At 68.1% G+C, this 19,239-nt stretch carries 16 protein-coding genes; 3 read left to right on the top strand and 13 right to left on the bottom strand.

Going from position 1 to position 19,239, the window contains the following annotated elements; genetic code table 11:
* Window positions 1-139 precede the first annotated feature (139 nt).
* The 13 genes from KBO27_RS33220 to KBO27_RS33160 are packed head-to-tail and all read right to left on the bottom strand — an operon-like array spanning window position 140 to window position 12,662.
* A complete protein-coding gene (locus KBO27_RS33220; RefSeq protein WP_210973809.1) occupies window positions 140-499 on the bottom strand; it encodes a WhiB family transcriptional regulator in 360 nt (119 codons plus the stop codon).
* Entirely contained in the window at window positions 496-1,206 is a 711-nt protein-coding gene (locus KBO27_RS33215) for a GGDEF domain-containing protein (RefSeq protein WP_210973808.1), read from the bottom strand. Before KBO27_RS33215 ends, KBO27_RS33220 begins: the two co-directional genes overlap by 4 nt.
* Before the next feature lie 20 nt (window positions 1,207-1,226).
* Window positions 1,227-1,640: a thioesterase, FlK family gene (locus tag KBO27_RS33210; RefSeq protein WP_210973807.1), complete on the bottom strand. Its 414-nt coding sequence runs from the start codon at window positions 1,638-1,640 to the stop codon at window positions 1,227-1,229.
* Window positions 1,637-1,861, bottom strand: a complete 225-nt coding sequence (locus KBO27_RS33205) for a hypothetical protein (protein ID WP_210973806.1) — start codon at window positions 1,859-1,861, stop codon at window positions 1,637-1,639. The genes KBO27_RS33210 and KBO27_RS33205 overlap by 4 nt, the downstream gene beginning before the upstream one ends.
* Entirely contained in the window at window positions 1,858-2,499 is a 642-nt protein-coding gene (locus KBO27_RS33200; protein WP_210973805.1) for a hypothetical protein, read from the bottom strand. The genes KBO27_RS33205 and KBO27_RS33200 overlap by 4 nt, the downstream gene beginning before the upstream one ends.
* On the bottom strand, window positions 2,496-4,376 hold the full coding sequence (locus KBO27_RS33195; protein WP_210973804.1) for a type IV secretory system conjugative DNA transfer family protein: 1,881 nt from the start codon (window positions 4,374-4,376) through the stop codon (window positions 2,496-2,498). Before KBO27_RS33195 ends, KBO27_RS33200 begins: the two co-directional genes overlap by 4 nt.
* Complete coding sequence (locus KBO27_RS33190; protein WP_307870754.1) at window positions 4,373-5,494, bottom strand: C40 family peptidase; 1,122 nt, start codon at window positions 5,492-5,494, stop codon at window positions 4,373-4,375. Before KBO27_RS33190 ends, KBO27_RS33195 begins: the two co-directional genes overlap by 4 nt.
* A gap of 23 nt (window positions 5,495-5,517) precedes the next feature.
* A complete protein-coding gene (locus tag KBO27_RS33185) occupies window positions 5,518-7,086 on the bottom strand; it encodes a putative type IV secretion/conjugal transfer ATPase (protein WP_246538825.1) in 1,569 nt (522 codons plus the stop codon).
* The gene (locus KBO27_RS33180; RefSeq protein WP_210973803.1) at window positions 7,083-8,588 is read right to left on the bottom strand and encodes an SCO6880 family protein; all 1,506 of its coding nucleotides are present in this window, start codon (window positions 8,586-8,588) and stop codon (window positions 7,083-7,085) included. The genes KBO27_RS33185 and KBO27_RS33180 overlap by 4 nt, the downstream gene beginning before the upstream one ends.
* The gene (locus KBO27_RS33175; protein ID WP_210973802.1) at window positions 8,585-10,498 is read right to left on the bottom strand and encodes a hypothetical protein; all 1,914 of its coding nucleotides are present in this window, start codon (window positions 10,496-10,498) and stop codon (window positions 8,585-8,587) included. Before KBO27_RS33175 ends, KBO27_RS33180 begins: the two co-directional genes overlap by 4 nt.
* Before the next feature lie 2 nt (window positions 10,499-10,500).
* A complete protein-coding gene (locus KBO27_RS33170; RefSeq protein ID WP_246538824.1) occupies window positions 10,501-11,325 on the bottom strand; it encodes a hypothetical protein in 825 nt (274 codons plus the stop codon).
* Window positions 11,326-11,328: 3 nt separating this feature from the next.
* On the bottom strand, window positions 11,329-11,703 hold the full coding sequence (locus KBO27_RS33165) for a hypothetical protein (protein WP_210973812.1): 375 nt from the start codon (window positions 11,701-11,703) through the stop codon (window positions 11,329-11,331).
* On the bottom strand, window positions 11,700-12,662 hold the full coding sequence (locus KBO27_RS33160; RefSeq protein ID WP_210973801.1) for a hypothetical protein: 963 nt from the start codon (window positions 12,660-12,662) through the stop codon (window positions 11,700-11,702). Before KBO27_RS33160 ends, KBO27_RS33165 begins: the two co-directional genes overlap by 4 nt.
* A gap of 742 nt (window positions 12,663-13,404) precedes the next feature.
* On the opposite strand from KBO27_RS33160, the gene KBO27_RS34740 reads away from it, so the two are divergent.
* The 3 genes from KBO27_RS34740 to KBO27_RS33145 all read left to right on the top strand — a co-directional run bounded on the left by KBO27_RS34740 (window position 13,405) and on the right by KBO27_RS33145 (window position 18,729).
* Window positions 13,405-15,684: an ATP-binding protein gene (locus KBO27_RS34740; protein ID WP_210973800.1), complete on the top strand. Its 2,280-nt coding sequence runs from the start codon at window positions 13,405-13,407 to the stop codon at window positions 15,682-15,684.
* Window positions 15,685-15,847: 163 nt separating this feature from the next.
* On the top strand, window positions 15,848-17,314 hold the full coding sequence (locus KBO27_RS33150) for an FAD-binding protein (RefSeq protein WP_210973799.1): 1,467 nt from the start codon (window positions 15,848-15,850) through the stop codon (window positions 17,312-17,314).
* Window positions 17,315-17,424: 110 nt separating this feature from the next.
* Window positions 17,425-18,729 carry a helix-turn-helix domain-containing protein gene (locus KBO27_RS33145; RefSeq protein ID WP_210973798.1) on the top strand — a complete coding sequence of 435 codons (1,305 nt, stop codon included), beginning with the start codon at window positions 17,425-17,427 and terminating at the stop codon, window positions 18,727-18,729.
* The last annotated feature ends 510 nt before the right edge of the window (window positions 18,730-19,239 follow it).

Raw genomic sequence — 19,239 nt, 5'->3', positions numbered from 1 at the left:
CCGCACCCGATGGACGATACGTTGGAAGCCAGTCCTCGACGCCTTCGCCATCACCTTCGGTGACCGCTGGCCGGACGCCGAAACCTACTGATCAACACGCTGGAAACACCGTTCCTGCGAAAGACCCGAGCAGAAATAGCTAGCCGTGGTGTAGGCCTGGCTGCGGCCCAGATTCAGGCTTCTCCAGTAGTCGGCGTACGGTCTCGATCTCCTTGGGCGGTCGGTGCTCGGGCACGTGTCCGGCTTGGCGCCATTGCGCGAGGAGGCGTTCACGGGCGCGGGGTGTGAGTCCTCCGCGGATTCCGTGTTGTTCTCCGATGGGGCGTACGAGTTCTTCGGCGAGGCAGTCGGTGCGGACTGGGCAGGTGGCGCAGACTTCGGTTGCGCGTCGTTGTCGCCAGCGTGCTTGGTCTTTGGGCTCTGTGTAGCCTTCGGGGCCGAACCAGAGCTCGAGCATGGTGTCGCAGCAGGCCGCACGATCGCTCCAGTGCCCCTTCATCGCGACCTCACCTTCGCGCGCTCCAGGTCATTGCTCGACCGGGAGTTCACGACGGCTGAGGGCGCTGACTCGTGATAGCTCCGGTGGTCGTGTTTCTGCGCGTACATGGCCGCGTCGGCTGCCGCGAGTGCCACCGCGAGTGGTTCTCCTGGTGAAGGGCTGACCGTACCGATGGCTGCGCGGACGCTGATCGCGCCGATTCCGCTGAGGTGCACCGGTCGAGCCAGGTTGGCCCGTAGCCGCTCGGTATCGAGGTCGGTGTGGTGGGTGGTGAGGAAGACCAGTTCGTCGCCGCCGTAGCGGCCGATGGTCGCGCGTGTGCCGAGTTCGTATCGGAGCCTGTTGGCGGTGGTGCGGAGGACTTCGTCTCCGGCGTGGTGGCCGTATTGATCGTTGATGGTTTTGAAGTCGTCCATGTCCACCAGACCCACGACCCAGGGAGTGCTGGTGTACCGCCGAATGGTGTGGGCGGTGTGTTCCCAGGTTCGGCGGTTGAGCAGGCCGGTGACGTGGTCGTGTTGGGCGTCGTCGAGGGCTCGTCTGGTGTCGAGGCATTCGCGCCGGACGTGGTGGAGTTCGCGAGTGCGTTGGCGGAGGTGTCGGGTGGTGGTCGCCCAGCCGGTGGCGGTGGCCAAGGCGCCGGCCGCGAGGGCCAGCGTGGCGGGGCGGGGCTCGGGAATGCGGTAGTGGCGGTGGATGTGGTTCATCGTGGTTCACTCCCTGGTCCTCACGTGTGCAGCCGCCGGTAGAAGCGGTTTCGGTTGGGGGTAGCGAGCTCGTGGTGCAAGACCCCGGCTTGCTGTCCGGTGTCGATGTTGATCGCGCGGGCGGTCCAGCGTTGTCGCCCACCACCGTCCGGCAGGTGGCGGCAGGTGACCTCAATGCGGACTTGTTGACCTGGGAGTGTGGGTGCGGTGTGGTGGTAGGTGCCCGCACATCCGAGCATCGCGCGCTCAAGAGGGACGTCGGGGGCGATGGCTTCCCAGGTGGCGTCTTCCATCATCGCGATGAGCATCGCGGTGGCCAGGACGGGTTCGCCGCGGCGGGCGAGCATGCTGTTGGGCAGTATCTGCGGCACGGTGTGGGCTTCGCTGATCACGCGGCGCGCAGTGTGGATACGCAGGGGCTCGGTGGCGGTCATGACCGGGCCTCCTTCAGGGCAGGTGCTGCGGTGGGATCGGCTTGGGCGGTCGGGTTTTCGCGCAGTCCGGGTTCGCCGGGGTAGCGCCAGGAGATGGCGCAGTCCGGGCAGATCCAGCGCCCGATCGGTGGGGTGAGCCACCTCGTGGGGTCGTGGCATTCCGGGCACGCTGGACCGGGACGCGGGTCGAGGAACGAGCGGACGGGCATGGTCGCGGTCATGACGATTCTTCCTTTCCTGGTTGGGTTTCTGGTGTTTCGTCCTGGCTTGTGGTGGCCGGGGCGAAGCGAGTGGGGCGCGCGGGCGCGCCGATAGGACGGTGGCGACCGTCGGTGCAGTGGGGGTGGACCCAGTTGGCGAGGCGGGCGGTGAAGCCGGGCCGCCAGGTGTGGTGCCAGTACTGGGCGTCGCGGACGTTGGCGGTGGGGCCGAGGTTCGCGCGGCGCCAGCTGTAGGCCAGGGTCGAGACCTCCATCGCCAGCCCCGGGTGGTCGCGCCAGCACTCCGGGATCGGCACCGTGGGGCTTCCGGGTAGTCCGACGTAGGTGGTGTTGAACCAGACCACCCAGTTATCCACCGTCCACTCGGGTGTGTGCCCCTCGAAGGCGTGCTGGCGTTGCTCAGCCGCAGCGGGTGGGGTGAACACGACCCACGGGGCCGGTTGATCCGATGGCCCGTCTTCCTCCTGCTCGGTGTCGCTGGTTTCGAGAGCGTGAAGACGACGCCCGAGGGCGGTGACTTTGCCGGCGAGCCCGCCGATCAGTTCCATAAGGACGCTGATCTGCTCCTGCGGCCCGCCACGTGGATCCGCCGGTTCGCCGGGGTCGGGTCGGGGTGTCAGTACCTCGTCGTCGTTCACCGCGCCTCACCCCTCACCACGGTCGGGTCGTGCCGGTGTTCGCTTCGGAGGTACCCGTCGGGTGTGACGGGAGCGGTGCCGTTGCGGATGGTGTTGACGTCGGTGTGGAGTTGTTTCCAGTCGCGGCGTTTCGTGACGTCGACGGTGCGGGCGAGGACGGGTTTGAGGTGGCGGTGGATGACCAGAACGCGCCCTCGCGGGAGGGTGCGGACGGCGCCGGGCCGGTAGGTGGGCACGGTTTCGGTGCCCACCGAGCTGCGGCCGATTCCGAACAGACCGTCGGATTGCTGCTGGTAGCGGCGCCGGTCGTGGTGGGCGGAGATCGTGGAGATCCATTCCAGGGTTTTCGGATCCTTGATCCCGCCCCACAAGGTCAGCGTGGTTGTGTTGTCCAGCAGCTGCCGCCGTCCTGTCTCCCCGTACAGGGAATCCAGGTGTGCCAGGGACTGCGCGGCCCAGTGGATGATCACTCCGCGACCGGCCGAGTCGGCGAGGATCTCCGGGAGCTTCGGTACCGGGGTGGCGTCGTAGAGCTCGTCAAGGTCGTTGGTCGCCGGTGGATCCAGCCGCCGGGACGGATACGACAATGCCAGCTCTTGCTGATGGGTGAGCACGTCCTCGACCAGCGCGGTCAGCACAGGCCGGACCTGGGCGGCGTGATGTTCCCCCGCGACCAGGAACAGGCTGCCCTGGTTGCGGATGAAGGATTCGACGTCGAATTCCCAGCCTGCAACTGGGGTGCAGAGTTCGCGCAGGTGGGGGTCAAGCCAGGGTTCGATGACGCGGCGGACCGACAGCCACACGGCGTCGGAGGTTTCGGCGACCATGCCGATCTCCGAGCGCAGGTTGTCGGCGAGTTCGATGAAACCGTGGTCGCGGAGCAGCTCCACTGGCTCTTGGTCGGGCGGTTTGGTGATTGCCCACCGCACCAGATCGCCTACCCCGCGGCCAGTGCTGGCGGCGGCGAGGAGGTATGCCTGAATGACCATTTTCGCGCGTTCACGGAAGACTTTGTCGTTGCCGCCGGTGTTTTCCAAGCCGACGGCAGCGGCATCGACGAGGGTTTCGGCACGACGGCGGGCGGTGGTGAAATCGTCACACCCCGCGACCGGGGACCAGTGGACTTGTGCGGGCCAGGTGACGTGGCCGGTGGTGTCGAACACCAGCACCGGGCCCGCATTCGGGCGGCGGGTGCGGGCAAGGGCCGCGAATTCGAGCAGGTCGGGTTTCGTCGTCGAGACCAGCAACGCACCCGGGGCGGCCAAGGCCTTGTGGACCAGGTCGGTGCGTGACTTGCCGGACTGGGTGGGGGCGAACGCGCCGGTCGGGTTTTCCAGTGGTGTGCACAGCACCTGGCGGTGTGGACCGCGGTGCAGGGGTGCTGCCACGTCCTCCAGTGATGCGCGGCGGCGGTGCTGCGGGGTGAGGCTGGGGCGGGTCCACTCGGCGGTGCGCCGTGCGGCTTCGAGGGACAATTCCCGGCGCAGGTCTTCCCGGCTGGCGTGCCCGGCTTCCACGGGTCCGTAGTGGCGCCACAGCACCCGCCCCACCACCGTCAGCAGGGCGGCCGTGCCGGTGATGATCCCCGTGGCGACCGTCCAGTACAGGCTCGCACGCCCCGCCAACGCCTCCCTCCACGGCGAGCCCAGGCACTTGCCCGGTTCGGTGGGGTGGGACAGCAGGTTGATGGTCGTGGTGACCCAGGTGTCGAAGGCGGGCAGCTGCCACGGTCCACCCGCCACGGCGGTCGCAGTGGCGGCGCCGGCCATGAGTGCGGCGGCCAGGGCCAGGACCGTGCCCAGTAGGGCGATGAGCAGGGTCATCAGGGCGATGTCGCGGTCGGCGGTGGGAGACAGACTTCGTCGGCTGCTGGTCATGTCTCGGGCCTCCCTACGGGTGGCGTGGTGGGTTCGGCGACGCGGCGGATGGCGACGATCTGGTCGGCCCAGGCGTCGAGGCGTTCGAGGATCACGCCGGTCGAGGAGTCGTAGGCGTTGACGATCACCCCGTGGCCCGCATACATCCCCACGTGACCCGGGTTCGACGGCGACCCCAGAGACCCGGGAATCAACAGCAGGTCACCGGGTTGCACCTCGCCTAGCGATGCCACGGCGCGGCCGTCGTCTTTCTGCCCGTAGGTGCCCGCTGAGATCGGGACTCCCGCGTGTGCCCATGAGGCCTGCATCAACCCCGAGCAGTCGAACTCGTCAGGGCCTTTCGCGCCCCACACATACGGTGCGCCGAGCTTGCTCAACGCGAACTCCACCGCAGCACGCTGCTGCGGATCTGCGGGTAGCTGGAAGCCCGGTGGGATTTTGGCCGGGTCCAGGGCGATGTTCGAACTCGACGCGTCCGGCCCCGGGCACGTATGTGGCTGTCCTGTCGAGACCTGTTGCGCGGTGTCGCCGGTGCTGGGGGCTGGGACGGGGTTGTCCGGGCCGGTCCAGAACCGGGCGGTGAGGTCCCCGGCCGGTTTTTCTTGTGGCGCGTAGCGCTCCGGGAACGCCGATCCTTGCACTTCCTGCTGCGCGACACCTGGTTTCATGTCGTGCCAGCCGTCGATTTCGACGAGATGGTCGAGGAACTTTCCCGTGGCGTAGGTCGGGTTGGTGACCTCCTCTGGTGAGCCCCAGCCCATCGACGGACGCTGCTGAAACAAGCCCAGCGAATCGCGGTCACCGTAGTGCACGTTTTCCAGCCGGGATTCGACAATGGCTGTCGAGATTGCCAGCACGGCAGCTCGTTTGGGGAGTGTGCGTTGCTGCACGACGCCAGTTATGGTCTGGGCGTTGCTCAGCTGCTCGCCGTTCCACTCGCTGTCACCGACCTGAGTCACACCCGCACCGGCTCCGCTGGACCCACTTGGGGTGTTGCCGCGCTGGCACCCGCCGAGTGGGGCGAGGAGTCCACTGGAGACCACCAAAACCGCCACGCCTAGCAGCGTTACAGGCATGACGACGAAGACCACCACGACGCCCGCGATGATGGCCAGCACCGTGCCGTGTCCCACGCCTGGCATCACGACCACCCGCCGGATGTCGTGGGAGCGTCGCCTTCGCCGTCCGTCTCGGGATTAGACGACGCGGCGGGTGGTTGCCGCAGTTGGGCATTGGTGTCGAATGCTTTTTTCTCCACACGGGACAGGACACTCTGGACCTTGTAACCAGGTTTGTTCTCGATTTTCCAGAGAGCTCGTCCGGTGCGTTCCATGCACCATCCGGTGGTCACATCGGACTCTTTGCCGGAGAGCGCGAAGTCCTCGGCAAGTTCATCGGCCACGCGCGTGGACTGTCCGAACAGGATCCTCGTCGAGCAAAGGGCCAGGAGGTCCTTGGCGATGGCGACTTCCTGTGATCCGGCGTTGCCCACCGACAGGAAGTCGGAGGGTTTGTGGCCGACGAGGATCTGGATCTTCTTCTCCGCACGGCTCAGTCGCAGGTCCGAGTCGACGGCTTGAACTGCTTTGGGTCCCAGGCGCATTTGGCGCCAGACTTCGTCGCGCACGACGATGCGGATCTCGCCGTCGTCCTGCAGATCGGTGATCATCGAGGACCAGGACCCGAGGCACGTCAGCGCCACGGCTACGGCTTGGTCTCCCCGGCTGCGCAGGCGGGAGAGGTCCATCGATTGGATCGGGGCGGCCCAGTCGAGTTCGAAGTTGGTGGGTTCGTCGAACAACCCGGCCAGCGGCCCGTGAATGAGGTTGGCCAGGGCGTCGGTGATTGGGCGCAGTTGGTCGAGGAACTGCCGGCGGTGGGCGAAGCGGGTGGTTTCCCAGAGCGTGGTGTCGGCGGTGGCCAGTTCGCGTTGGACGTCCGGGATGGTGACTGGCCGCAGGTGCGTGTATCCGTCGGCAGCGCCGACGAGCCGACGCAGGACCTGGGACAGCACGGCCTCGTCGGTGACCGTGGGCGAGTAGCCCTGCGCCTCGGCCAGGGCTGTCAGGAGTTTGACCCACCGGCCCAGGACACCGTCGAGCTCTTCCCGCTGCCGCCCTACCGGCCAGGACTCCCAATGATGGGCCAGCGGTCCCAGATCCAGGGCGTTGAGGCGGGCCCGCGAGCCACGACCCAGCGCGATGGGGTGCACCCCCAACGCGTGCAACAGCGGCGTGTACTCGCCCTTGACGTCTCCCGAAATCAGGGTCCGCACACCGAAAAGCATCATCCGCAACAAGAACGCCACGACAGTGGAGGACTTGCCGCGCCCCGGTTCACCGAAGATGACCATGTTGGAGTTGGTGCACCTCCCGCGCAGCACCCACTCGATCGGATGCGCGTAGAACGCCCCACCGCTCAACGTGTCGTAGCCGATCCGCGCCCCTACCGCGGGAATCCCGTTGGCGGCCAGCAACGGGAACAGCCCGCCGATTTCGTGGGTGGCGGCCTGATACACCGTCAGCGGGGCCTCCACCGGGGCCCACCCTTCACCCGGTCGGGTGCGGCCCCGGCGCGGGGCTGCGGAGCGGTTGATCCGTTCGGGCGGGGTGCTGGGTGCGACCGGCGTACGAGGTTTGCGCGCCGGGGGCGCACCGAAGTCGGTGAGCAGTTGCGCAGCTGTGCGCTCGGTGGTGATTCGTCGTGTCATTGCAGGCCTCCCCTCACGCGGGGCAGGCCGATGCCGAGTGGGAGGCAGGCGGCGACAAAGGTGGAGTCCTGGGCCAGGTCGAGGCGCAATAGGCGGAAGCGGCCGGCGGCGTCGTTCTCCAGTCGTGCTGCGTGGTCTTCGGCGTTCCAGTGCGCGGGTACCGTCACGGCCGAAGCCACGGCGTAGCGCACGAGTGAATGACCGGCCGCTACCGCTCGCTCCTGCGCCTGTGCACCGCTGGCCTCGCGTTCGTCCGCTGCGGAGGCCGAGAATCCTTTGGTGCGCTTGTAGTCGCGCAGGACCCCGGCGCGGAAGCGGTAGTGCTGCACCGCCCGCGCGGCTCGGCGTGCGCCCATGACCTCGTAGTGGATCGCCAGGCACCGGCGCTCCCCGGCGGTTTGCACCGCCAGCAGCGGACTCAACGACCCGAAGACGGTTCCGGCCTCGGGCATCAGCACCGAGTACGACACCGTGGAGTAGGCGTCGTGGTCGTAGCGCCGCCACCCCGGTGTCGGGGCCTCGGTCGGTCCCGCCGCCGCCTTCGGCAGCCCTTCCCGGCCGTCCCCGGCCAGTCGGCCCGCCCGCAACACGCCGCTGGAGGCGGGGTTGAACCCGGTGCGGATCGCCTCGGCCAGCCCACTACCGCACAGCCACTCGACGCTGTCGGCACCGAGTGCCTTCAGTGGGTCCTCGAGGCCGTCGAGGACCCGGTAGAGCACCCGGGCTCGCCCGTCAGCGCCTCCCCCGGCCGCCAGCGCCGGTTTCCGCAGTGCGTCCTCCGTCCCGGACACACTGACGAATACCTCGTGACGCACCGATACCGAGCCGATCGTGCGATCCAGTTCGTTGGCCGCCTGGCGGGATAGTGGTGGCGCGTCGGGGATTTCGTGGTGGGTGCGCCACACCTCGTATTCAGTGCCGTCGTCGGGCACGGTCCGCACCAGCAGGCTCATGCGGTCAACGACGTCGCGGTGTCCGATCGACAACAACAGGTTGCCGAGCCGGGAGGCCAGCCGCTCGCACTGCTCGCTGGAGAGCATGCCGACCCCGGTGTGGGTCAACCGTGCGGTCGCTCCCCAGCGACCGTCGCGGGTGTCGTGGATCAGGCACACCCGGCCGCGGTCTCGGAATACCGGCCCGTCCGGGAACCGCACCCGCTGCAGCACCCCGGGCAGATCGGGCTCGTCCGGATCCACCGCCGTGCCGGAGGCGGCGTGGGACTGCCACCGGGACCAGCCCAGCACTGCTCCGAGCTGGTAGAGCAGGAGGTGGCCCAGCCAGCGAAACGCCGGGCGCCCCCGCACCGGCACCACCACCAGCACACCCGCGAGACCGCAGACCGTTGCCGTGAGCAGGGCGTGGGTGAGGTGGCCGGCGCTGATGCTCCACAGCACCGGGACCGCCAACACGATGCAAGCTAGTGCCTGGCTTGGGGTTAGGCCCATGATCCAGCCCGCATGCTCGCGGCGAGCCAGGCCTCGGTAGATCCGCACGTTGCTCATACCGGCACCACACCTTCCGCATCGTCATCACCTGGGTCGTCGTCATCACTGCTGCTGGTCTGCCCGCCGTGGCGGGGACCTCGCTTGTTTTTGCCACCGCGACCGTCCTTCCGGCCGGGCCCTGGATCCGGGGGATCGGGAGTGTCAGGAGGCGATGGGTCGGCGCCGTCGGCGCTGCCCCCTCCCGTCCCGCTAGTCCCGTGATCGGGAGGTGCTTGGCTTCCTTCCTCTCCCGCCGGCGGTTCCCCGGCACTCGGCGTGGGCGGCGCAGCAGCCGCATCCGCGCCGCCGGTACCGGTGCCGTGATCGCCGGGACTTGGCCTGGGCCCGGAGGCGTCCGGGGCTTGTGGCGGCGGGGGCTCGTCGCCGCCGCTGCCCTCGCCGGGCGTGGTCGCCGCACCCGAGCCACCGACAGGAGGCGCTTCGGACCCGTCATCAGCGCCCGTGTCCATCTCCGAGGTGGGCGCAGGAGTGACCGCGCTCCGCCCGCCGCTGCTGCCGTCACCACCCACAGCGGGCCCGCCTGCCTCCGGGGGCGGTTGCTCACCGCCGGTGCCGCCACCCGCGTCGTCGCCGTCGTCGAGGGCCGCGTCGTCGGAACCGCCGCTGTCGCCAACCCGTTGCGGGCCCAGGCCGTCGGGGGCCGCAGCGCGGCCATGGTTGGCAGCTGGGCGATTCGGACGCCCTCCACCACCTGTGTTGCTGTCGGCATCCGTAGCCGTGTCGTCGGTATCGGTGCCCGGATCTGGGGGCGGTGCGCTCAGTCCCCCAGTGCCTTCCGGACCGCCGTATCCGCCAGACTCACCCCCGCCTCCACCACTGGGCACACCGGAACCGTCGGAGTCACCGGAGTTGCTGTCGGAGTTGGAGTTGGCGGTATTGGATGTGCTCTTCGGGCGGGCGTCCGGGGATTCGTCCTGGTGGGATGCGGCATCGTCGAAGCGACCGGTGTTGGCCGACTCCTGCGCGTCGCCTTCCCCGTCACCGCCGTCGTAAAGGGCCGCGGCAGCCGAGGCAGCTTTCATCGCCGGGTTGTTCGGACCGTAGGAGTCCACACCGGCCATGGACAGCGCGTCGCGGAACGCCCCCGCCGCATCACTGCCGCCATCGACGAACGCGAACAAACGGAACAGCAAAAACGGTGCCAGCAGCGCGATGAGCAGAACGCCGATTCCGGCCAGAAGCCCGGACAGGCCCTGTGATCCCCCGGCGATGGCAACGCCCAGCACCAGCGCAAGGGCCAGGGCGGGTTTCATGATGCAGCAGACGATGATCAGGCGCAGCGCGGTCCAGTACCAGCTCACAGTGATGCGGGCCAGGAGTCCGGCCGCGGTGATCGGGATCGTGGCGACCAGCCCGTAGATCGCGGCTTCCCGGAACAGCATCTCTAGGACGAAGCCGATGGCAGCCGGGATGACGCCGAAGATGGCGCAGATCCCGAGAATGACGGCTTTGACGCCGTCGACCACGCCATCACCGATGGCGGTGGCGTTCAGTGCTTCCTGGAAGTTCCGGGACTGCAACCCGTATTCGAGAATCCCCTGGGTCAGTCCGTCGGTGGCGGCGAGGAACGCGGCGACCATGCCGACGGTCACTGCTAGTGCGATGCCGTATTGCGCCGGCCCGATCACCAGGCGCAGGAACCCGCGTCCGCCGCGTAGCGAGGTGACGATGATCTGCCAGAAGAACAAGCTCAGTGCGAGGATTCCGGAAATCCAGAGCATCATCGGCCACAGCACCGACACCGGCCCGCTGCGGGTGTCCACCGTGAACAGGGAGAACTGGTCGGCCACGGCGAACGCTGCCCGCAGGATTGCCAGACTCGCGTCCCACAGGGTCAGCATCGCCGCTTCGAGCAACGGCCGGATTTCCTCGCCCAGCACGGAGCCGATCTCGTCGAATGGCCACATCGCTAGCCACCCCGCTTCAGATCACGGTAGTCGGCCCGCACCGCGTCCGGGCTGCCTGGCCACGCGCTGGGTGCCGCTACGGGCACTGGGCCCGGTGAAATCCGCCAGTTCCCTTCGACGTGGCGCAGGGCCTGGCAATCACCCACCCCTACGGTCAGGGTCTTTCCGCGGTAGTCCACGGAGAACTGGCCCAGCACGCAGGCCACGACGAACCGTCCACCGTCCGTGGTGCCTTTGATCTGGCCTTGGGTGACCTGATAATTCGCCGTCAGCTCCGGTACGGCCCCGGTCGGGTCGAGTCCTGCGCTGGCTCGCATGGACCGCAGCAGCGAGGACAACCCGGTGGCCTCGGCCGGTGGTGCGCCGGGCAGTGCCAGGTCGCGGTAGCCCAGTGCGTGGGTGGCCGGGTCGGCGCCGCGCATCGCGGTTTCGTCGAGTGCCGCCAACTGCCCCAAGGCGCCTTCGGGCGTGGGCGGGAAACCGGCCGGGATCCACCGTCCCGCCAGCTGGGTGGCAGGCGGCACGGTGATCGGGTCCCCGGCGCGGTCGATGGTCATCGGTTGTGGCTGCGCTGCCACCGCGGGCAGCACCACCATCGGCGCCCCGGCCAGCGCACGTTGCCCGGCAACATCCCACCCTCCCGACTCCACGGAAGGGCCGTCCCACGGCGGCAGTATCGGAGCGGGTGGTGCGGGTCGAGTGACCTCATGCGAGGTCATCAGCGCCGCGATCACCGCGCCAACCGACAGCAGCAGAACCGCGGCCACCGACAGCGCCACCCTGACCCGATGGCGGGACTGGTCGTGTTCGTGTGCGGGGGCGGCCATGACTCAGCCCCCCGCGGCGAAGGTGCTGATGAGCTGGTAGCCGACGCCGTAGAGGATTCCGCCGCCCACGGCGCACAGCATCATGATCACGCCGACCTTGCCCGCGCGGTGGTGATCGACCCACCGGCCGCCGGCCCAGACCAGCAGGCCCATGAAGAACCCGACCATCAACGCGACACCGGCGCCCCACTTCACATTGCCGGCGACGTTCATGATCTTGTCGGCCCCGGGAGGCATTCTTACCGTGGGGTTTTCGAAGGGAGCAAGAACACAGTGCTCGCCCGCCAACGGATGTGGCGGAATACAGATCTGCTCATCCTGCGTGGGAATCTGATCCAGCAATGGCATTACGGTGTCGGCGATGAAGTGGGTGATCATGACAGCGCCCCCTTCACCGCACGCACCATCCGCTCGACAGGCCCGGCGGGCGTTGCGGGTGGAGGCAGCAGTTCCCAGCGCTGCAACACAGGCACGAGAGCCTCGCGCAACCGTGGCGGGGTCACCTCCGGGGTGATCCCGGAGACGGCCACGTCGGGGTCGTGCGGCAGGAAGACTGCGTCCTCGAGCAGCGCCGACACGCGGCGCCCGGCACACCCGGCGACCCCGGCGGGCCAGCGTGTGGCACCGACGACGACCAGCTGCACCGGGGACGTGACCGTGCCCGCGGCGGTGAAGGCTTCGAGGCGGGCCAGGACCTGCTCGGCGTGCAACAGCGACGGCCTGCTGGCCCGGCACACCAGCACCGGACGCGGCATCGGCGTCCCCGCACGCACCCACGCACCCGCCCCGGCCAAGGGATGGGCGGCGACCCGCCACGGGTCGTGGCCGAGATCAACCACCGTGGCCTGCACCGACCCGGAGGTGGGTTTGAAGAACCTCGGTGGCGGCACCATGCCCGGCGTGATCACCGGAAGGTCGGACTCCACCCGCGCCACCAGCGCATTCGCCCGACACGACATCCGGATCCGCACCGACGGGTGCGGGCCGTCCAGCACCGGGCCATCCGAACGCGCCGCCGACGCCAAACCAGAGCGAGCCGGATCTGCCGCATCGACCACCAGCGAGCGGTGCCCCGCCAGCTGCAGGGCATCGGCCAGCACCGTGGTCACCACCGATGCCCCTGCCCCCGGAGAGGCGGCGAGGACCGGGATGACGGTGCCGAAACCGGCCCAGTCCGCCCGTGCCGTGCTGGCCGGGTCCAGGCCCTGGCGCTGCACAAGCCCCGCGGCCCGGCCGGTCCGCGTGGCAACATCCAGACCCGCTCGCTCGCCGGATCGGGTCCGCGCAGCTGTGAGCTGGCCTGCTTCGACCGCGGCGACAACATCAGCGGTGGGCAATTCCGGCCAGGCTTCGGTCGCGGCACACGCAAGCTCCCGGTCTCGCTCTCTCGGCGGTTCGGCGTGGGCCGAGCGGGCGCTCTCCGAGATACCGGCACCACTATCAGAAGTCGGCGAACCAGGACGCGCAGTCGACGCCTGCGTGTGCGGCAAGGTGATGGAAACTTCCTGGGACTTATTTAGCCCCAATGTTTTTGGACTCGATTGGGCCATGGCGGCGGTCTCCTCTGTGACTGCCGCGCCGGGTGGGAGCAGTCGTGCTGAGCGCACGGGTCCCAGCTCGAAGGGGTACGTGCACCCGGTTCGAGGAGCGTTGTGGCGCGGTGGCGGCATGGGGAAGGCAGAGCCGCCGGAAGCGGCGGGCTCTGCGGCAGCAGCCGGAGTGGCTGCTGATCCCGGCCCATCACAGCGGTGCGATCAGGTGAAGTCGTCGCCCCACGAATGGGTGATATTCCCGGTGACCACAGTCAGCGGCACCCTGCTTCGGGCACGCTGCCGGTGGTCGGCTGGGTCATCGCATCCGCGAGCACACTCGCTCAGTGATGGTCCGGATTTTCGGTTGGTACCAACGGATTTGGGATCACCGTCCACCGGATCGGTGCTGTGTCCTGTTGGTCCGTCCACTGTGGGAGCCACCAATGCGAGCTGGCCAGAATTGACACGTTGACCAGTCATGTCAATTTTTTGATCGTTTTGGCTGGTTACCATCGATTGCCGCGCGAGTACTGGGGGTGTTGCTGCGGTGGCGGAGATCGATTCCTTCGTGGGGCGCCAGGCCGAGACCGAGCGGGTCATCGAGCTCCTGACCGCAGGCGCTCGGCTGGTCACGCTCACCGGCCCTGCCGGACACGGCAAAAGCCGCCTGGCCAAGCACGTCGCCGCCGGCCAGGAGCTGTTCGCCCAATGGATGGTGGTCGACCTCGCGCCGGTGGACGACCTCGATCTAGTCGCCGGGCACATCGCCCAGGTCATCGGTGGCGGCCAGCAGGTCACCACCGGGGTCAGCGGCTGGCCGCAACTGGCTCATCTGCTCTCCGAGCTGCGGTTTCTTCTGGTGCTCGATAATTGCGAGCATCTGGTCACCGGCTCGGATGACCAGGACGGTCTCGATGAGCTGGTGGGACTGCTGCTGCGCAGCGCGCCGCAGCTGGCATGCCTGGCCACCAGCCGCATCGCGCTGCAAGTCCGCGGCGAGCACCCGCTCCCGCTGGAGCCTTTGCGGGCTCCGGATCCGGGGGAACAGCCCCAGGCGGCACTCTCCTCCGAGGCCCTGCAGCTGTTCATCGACCGCTCCCGCGCCGCCGATGCCACCATCGACCTCACCGAGCCCGACAACCGGCACGCAGCAGCCCGGCTGGTCCACCGGCTGGGTGGCATTCCGATGCTCGTGGAACACGTGGCCGCGCGAGTCGGGACCCGCTCCTCGGTCAGCGAGCTCGAAGCCCGCTTCACCGCCGACTCCTACCGCAAACTGCTCTCCCAGGTCATGGCCTGGACCTGGGAGGCCTGCAGCCCCGATCAGCAGCGCCTGCTCGCCCGGCTCACAGTGTTTCGAGGCGGCTGGTCGCTGCCCGCGGCCGAGGCCGTGGCCGGCACCGAGCTCGACGACATCGACGAGCTGCTCGACGAACTCCGCCGCTCCGGGCTGGTCACCCGCGTTCCCGGGGTCGCGCCCACCCGGTATCGGATGTTGCAGGCCGTGCGGGAATGGGTGCAGCACCGCCTCGACGACACCGAGCTGGCCGCCGCGCGTCACCGGCATCAACGATGGTGCGCCCAGATCATCGACGACGCGGCCCTTCACGGACACGGGCCCGCAGGCTCAGTGATGCTGCGGACCCTGCGAGGCGAGTTGGACAACGTGCGGGCCGCCCTGACCCGATGCACAACGCCACGCGATGCGGAATGGGGTTTGCCGGTCGCGGTGACCCTGGCCAACGCACGGATCCCCTTCGTGCAAGGCGAGCTCAGCGAATGGGGACGCTTCCACCTCGCCCGGCTCCGCCAGCTCTATCCACACCAGGACCAGGTATGGGTGCAAGCACTGGCCAGCGAGGCCTGGGTGGCGGTCTGCCAAGGCGACCCGGCCACCGAAACCCTGCTGGCCGAAGCCCAACACGCCGCCAGCGCCTACGGGCAACCGGACCACTGGCTGATGCTCTACGCCCGAGCCGTCAGTGCCACGTTCGGCAACGGCCCACAACAGCAAGCCGGGATCTTGTGGGACCGGACGCTGGAGTCACTTCGGGCGACCGGGTCCCTGCCTGCCACGCACGTGTTCCTCGGATTGGCCGGGATGTGGCGAGCCGTGCGCGCCGGAGGCTTCGCCGGTCCCACCGAGGGCGCCCGCATCATCGACGCCTTCCGCGCCGAATGCCACGACCACACCTCCGATCACCTGCTGAGCTGGGGAGACTGGGCACAAGCCCTGCTGTGCACCCGGCGAGGCGACCGCGACGGAGCCATCACCGCACTGCGCGAGGCCATCACCGCCCAGCAACACCACCACGACCTCTGGGGACTGCCCTGGTCACTCGTCGTCGCAGTCCTGGTCACCGCCGAAAGCCACCAGTGGCGCGACACCGCCCGCCTGCTCGGCGCGGTCGACCTCGTCATGCAACGCACCGAAATCGCCTTCCGCCGGCTACGTGGACTCGGCGACGCCGTCGCCTCCGCCGAACACCGCGCCCGCACCGCACTCTCAGTCAAGGACTACGAACGCGAATACACCCGCGGCCACGCACTACCGTTCGAAGACGCCTGCACCCTGCCCCTCGCGCTCCCCCTGTTCCGCGACCCCAGCACGGGAGAGCTCGAACCCACACCGGTACTCACCGAGCGCCAGCAGCAAGTCGCCACCCTGATGTTGCAGGGAGCGACCAACCGGGCCATCGCCGAACACCTCGGCATCTCGCAAGCCACCGTCGACAGCCACGTCCACCAAGTCCTGCAACGCACCGGCGCCGCCACCCGCCGCGACACCCACACCATCGCCACCTACCTCGGCATCACCACCGAGTAGCCGCCCCGCGACCGCGGACCATTGAGTAGCCGCGCTTCGTATTGAGGCGGTGTTGATTTCTGTGCCGCTCACCGAAATCCATGGTCACTATGGATGCTAAGGACCTTGTGCCCTGGTGAATTGGACCCTGTACCGGTTCTCACACCGAGGGAAGGGCACACCGTTGAAGCAGGGTTTCCACACGCGAACGCACCGCTGGTCCCACCAGCCCAGTGCGCACGATGCACGCTGGATTCCGCTCCCCGACTCCCTTCAAGCACGGGTCATCACCGACCCCGACCCCCTCACCCACGCCGAGTGCGACCTCGGCCACCAACACCACCAAGCCCCCGGGCTGCTCCTGCGCCCCCAGTCCGCCCACGAAGTCGCCACCGCGGTCCGGTTCGCGGCCCAGCACGGAGTCCCGGGCGTCATCGCCAAGGGCGCCGGCCACGCCACCGGCGGCCAAGCCCTCGCCTCCCAGCACGGGGCGCTCTACCTCGACATGCGCAGCTTGAACCAGATCCAGGTCGAGCACACCCACATCACCCTCGGGGCAGGTGCCACGCTGCGGGCCGCCGCCGAAACCGCATGGACCTACGGTCTGCGGCTCACCAGCGGAGTCACCGGCTACGCGAACCTGTCCGTCGGCGGTGTCCTCAGCGCAGGGGGATGGTCACTCGACCACGTCACCGGCACCATCGGCGACTACGCCGACGAACTCCAAATCGTTGACGGCACCGGCACCATCCACACCTGCTCCCCCAGCCGCGACCCCGAACTGCACCGCTGGGTACTCGGCGGCCTCGGCCAATTCGGCATCATCACCCGCGCGAAACTCCGGCTCCAACCCGCACGCCCCTACGCCAGTTTCCGCGTCCTGCGCGGAATGGACCACACCGAGATGCTGCGTGCCGCCCGCAGTCTCATCCGACGAGGGCAGCTCGACTCGGTCTACGGACGCCGCCGCGGCCACAACCCATCCTGGGAGATCCTGGCCACCGCCTACCACCACCGCAACGACGATCCGATGCCCGACATGCTGCGCGGCGCACCCGACCCCGACGCACACGCCGGCGACCCCCAGCCCTACATCGACCAAATCCTCTCCCACGACACCGACCTCTACGACCCCCTCATCGAACAGGGGTGGGCGGAGATCCCGAAGCGCTGGTGGGACTACTTCCTCAGCGACACCACGATTTCCGGGTTCCTCGCCGCCGCCCACGCCAGCGAGCCAGACGGGATGTTCGGCGAGTCCGCCGTCGCCCTCGCAATGCCGAAATTCCGCCGCTCCGTAGGAACCGGCCTCCGGCTGCCGCCACCGTCCGCTCGCGGCGAGGGCGAGCTGGTGTGGCTAGCCGACGGACTCCTCGACCCCGGCCTGCACTACTCCGGCGACCCCCACCAATGGGGCCGCGCCGCCGAGAGCTGGATCGAGCACCTCACCGAGGAGGCCGCACACCGCGGAGCCACGATCTATCACATCGGCAACGTGCAGCACTCCATGCTGGAGCACTACCAGCGGACCCTCGACCACGTCACGGCCCTGCGCTCCGAATACGACCCGGTCGGTCTGTTCGGCCGGGGTTTGTGGCGAACAACTGAAAAACCAGCAACCGCACAGCAACCAGCACCACACCACGACTAACGGCACCCACCCGGAGACACGCTCCGTACCGCCACCACCGTGGTCGTGGAGCCGGTTGCGCACCAACGCCCTGGGGGACACTCATGCGCAGCAGGCACACCAGCCCACTCATGACCGGACCCTGCACCCAGCAGGAACCGCATCACGGTGGGCTGACCGAGTTCGGCTCGCTCGTCGTGCGCTGGTGCGCAGACCGGACACGCAAACAAGCCGACCTCGCCGCCGCTGCCGGCCTGTCCCCCTCCTACCTGTCCAAACTGATCCGCGGACGACGTGAAGTCACAGACCCCGTCATCACAGCCCTCGAACAGATCATGCACACCGGCGGCGCACTCGCCGACGCCGCCGCCCGCAGCAACGACGACGTCCCCGCCCGCCCACTCCAGATGAGGCGTCGTTCCGCTCCAGCGCAACTCCCCGCCACCGTCGCCACACTGCACGGCCGCGACCACGAACTAGCCTCGCTCGCCTCCTGGGGACCAGCACCTGGACTGCGCCTCATCATCGACGGCCCCCTGGGAACCGGCAAAACAACCCTCGCCGTCTACCACGCCCGCCGCCTCACCCCCGCCTACCGCGCGGGGACCCTCTTCGCCGACCTCCGCGGACACCACCCCCACGGCCCCGCCGACCCTGGCGATGTCCTCGCGGAACTCCTTAACTCACTCGGCCTGCCCGTCCCGAAATCCTTCTCCGACCGAGTACAAGCATGGCGATCCGCAACCTGGTCCACCCGCCTACTCCTCGTCCTCGACGACGCCCGCAGCACCGAACAAATCACCCCACTCCTCCCCGCCGGGCAGGGCTGCGCCGTCCTCATCACCTCCCGATACAGGCTCTCCACCCTCCTCGTCGGCACCGGCACACAAACCCTCACCCTCACCCCACTCCGCCGCACCCACTCCCTCGCACTCCTCACCACACGCCTGGGCACCACACGGATCAATGCAGAACCCGACATCGCCAACCACATCGCCTCACTCTGCGGCGACCTCCCCCAAGCACTCGCACTCGCCGCCGAACGACTCTCCACACACCCCGACGTCCCGCTCGAGAAGTTGCTCTCCGAATACGAAGACCGCTGGGAACTCACCGAAATCACCGACCAAGCCAGCGGCAGCATGCGCATCGCACTCGACGCCTTCTACAACACACTTCCCCCGGACCACCAACGCGCATGGCGTCTCATCGGAGGCATCGGCCGACGAACGACCACAGAGCAGCTAACAGCGCTAACCGGGTGGGCACCCTGCCACACCCGAAGCGTCCTCGAAGGCCTCATCCTTGCCCACCTCATTACACGCCACAACAACCTGTACGAGATGAACAACCTCCTAGCCTCCTGGGGAGCACACACCCTCGCCCACGACCGGCATCTCGACGATCACCACACCCTAGGATCTACCAAACCCTAGTTGGCCCTTCGGTTTCCGCTTCCATACGTTTCAATTCCTTGTCCATATCAAAATTCTAGGAGTCGCGTCCCCCGTCGATATCCCGTTCCCTAGCTCCCGTCTTACCGAGCAGGACCGCCACATCATGAGCGACTTACCGTGCGACGGAAATTGCCTACTGCCAACTAGACTCGACTCCCCGATACAAATCGACGCGATGGTTGCTACACCGCGTCACTTCCGGTTCTGGGAGTTGATTCCGTTGCACGAGATCGGCCACGAGCAAACAGCTCCTAGGACGACCGCTGAGCACGTTGTCGCGTCCATCGTTCCAAGTTGCCTCCAGCCACCGCCGAACACTGTGCACCCACTCCCGCTCACCTCGCTTCCCGAACTCCCGGGCGGGGAGTGTCCTGATCTTTGTGTGTGGGGCGGTGATCCGACAGGCTGGAAGCGTCCGCTTTCGGCTGGAAGGGGATCATCGTGACCGACGGCGACACGACAGCATCGCAGGATGACGACGAGGACCGG

It is taken from the genome of Saccharopolyspora endophytica, assembly GCF_018070075.1.
Classification (GTDB): Bacteria; Actinomycetota; Actinomycetes; order Mycobacteriales; family Pseudonocardiaceae; genus Saccharopolyspora; species Saccharopolyspora endophytica.
This window is presented reverse-complemented; position numbering and strand designations above follow the sequence as displayed.

Excerpts from the sequence above, each read along its gene's own strand:
- KBO27_RS33215 (WP_210973808.1), bottom strand. The coding sequence starts at position 1,206 with ATGAACCACATCCACCGCCACTACCGCATTCCCGAGCCCCGCCCCGCC.
- KBO27_RS33185 (WP_246538825.1), bottom strand. The coding sequence starts at position 7,086 with ATGACACGACGAATCACCACCGAGCGCACAGCTGCGCAACTGCTCACC.
- KBO27_RS33145 (WP_210973798.1), top strand. The coding sequence starts at position 17,425 with ATGACCGGACCCTGCACCCAGCAGGAACCGCATCACGGTGGGCTGACC.
- KBO27_RS33170 (WP_246538824.1), bottom strand. The coding sequence starts at position 11,325 with ATGGCCGCCCCCGCACACGAACACGACCAGTCCCGCCATCGGGTCAGG.
- KBO27_RS33205 (WP_210973806.1), bottom strand. The coding sequence starts at position 1,861 with ATGACCGCGACCATGCCCGTCCGCTCGTTCCTCGACCCGCGTCCCGGT.
- KBO27_RS33195 (WP_210973804.1), bottom strand. The coding sequence starts at position 4,376 with ATGACCAGCAGCCGACGAAGTCTGTCTCCCACCGCCGACCGCGACATC.
- KBO27_RS33180 (WP_210973803.1), bottom strand. The coding sequence starts at position 8,588 with ATGAGCAACGTGCGGATCTACCGAGGCCTGGCTCGCCGCGAGCATGCG.
- KBO27_RS33210 (WP_210973807.1), bottom strand. The coding sequence starts at position 1,640 with ATGACCGCCACCGAGCCCCTGCGTATCCACACTGCGCGCCGCGTGATC.
- KBO27_RS33175 (WP_210973802.1), bottom strand. The coding sequence starts at position 10,498 with ATGTGGCCATTCGACGAGATCGGCTCCGTGCTGGGCGAGGAAATCCGG.
- KBO27_RS33165 (WP_210973812.1), bottom strand. The coding sequence starts at position 11,703 with ATGATCACCCACTTCATCGCCGACACCGTAATGCCATTGCTGGATCAG.
- KBO27_RS33220 (WP_210973809.1), bottom strand. The coding sequence starts at position 499 with ATGAAGGGGCACTGGAGCGATCGTGCGGCCTGCTGCGACACCATGCTC.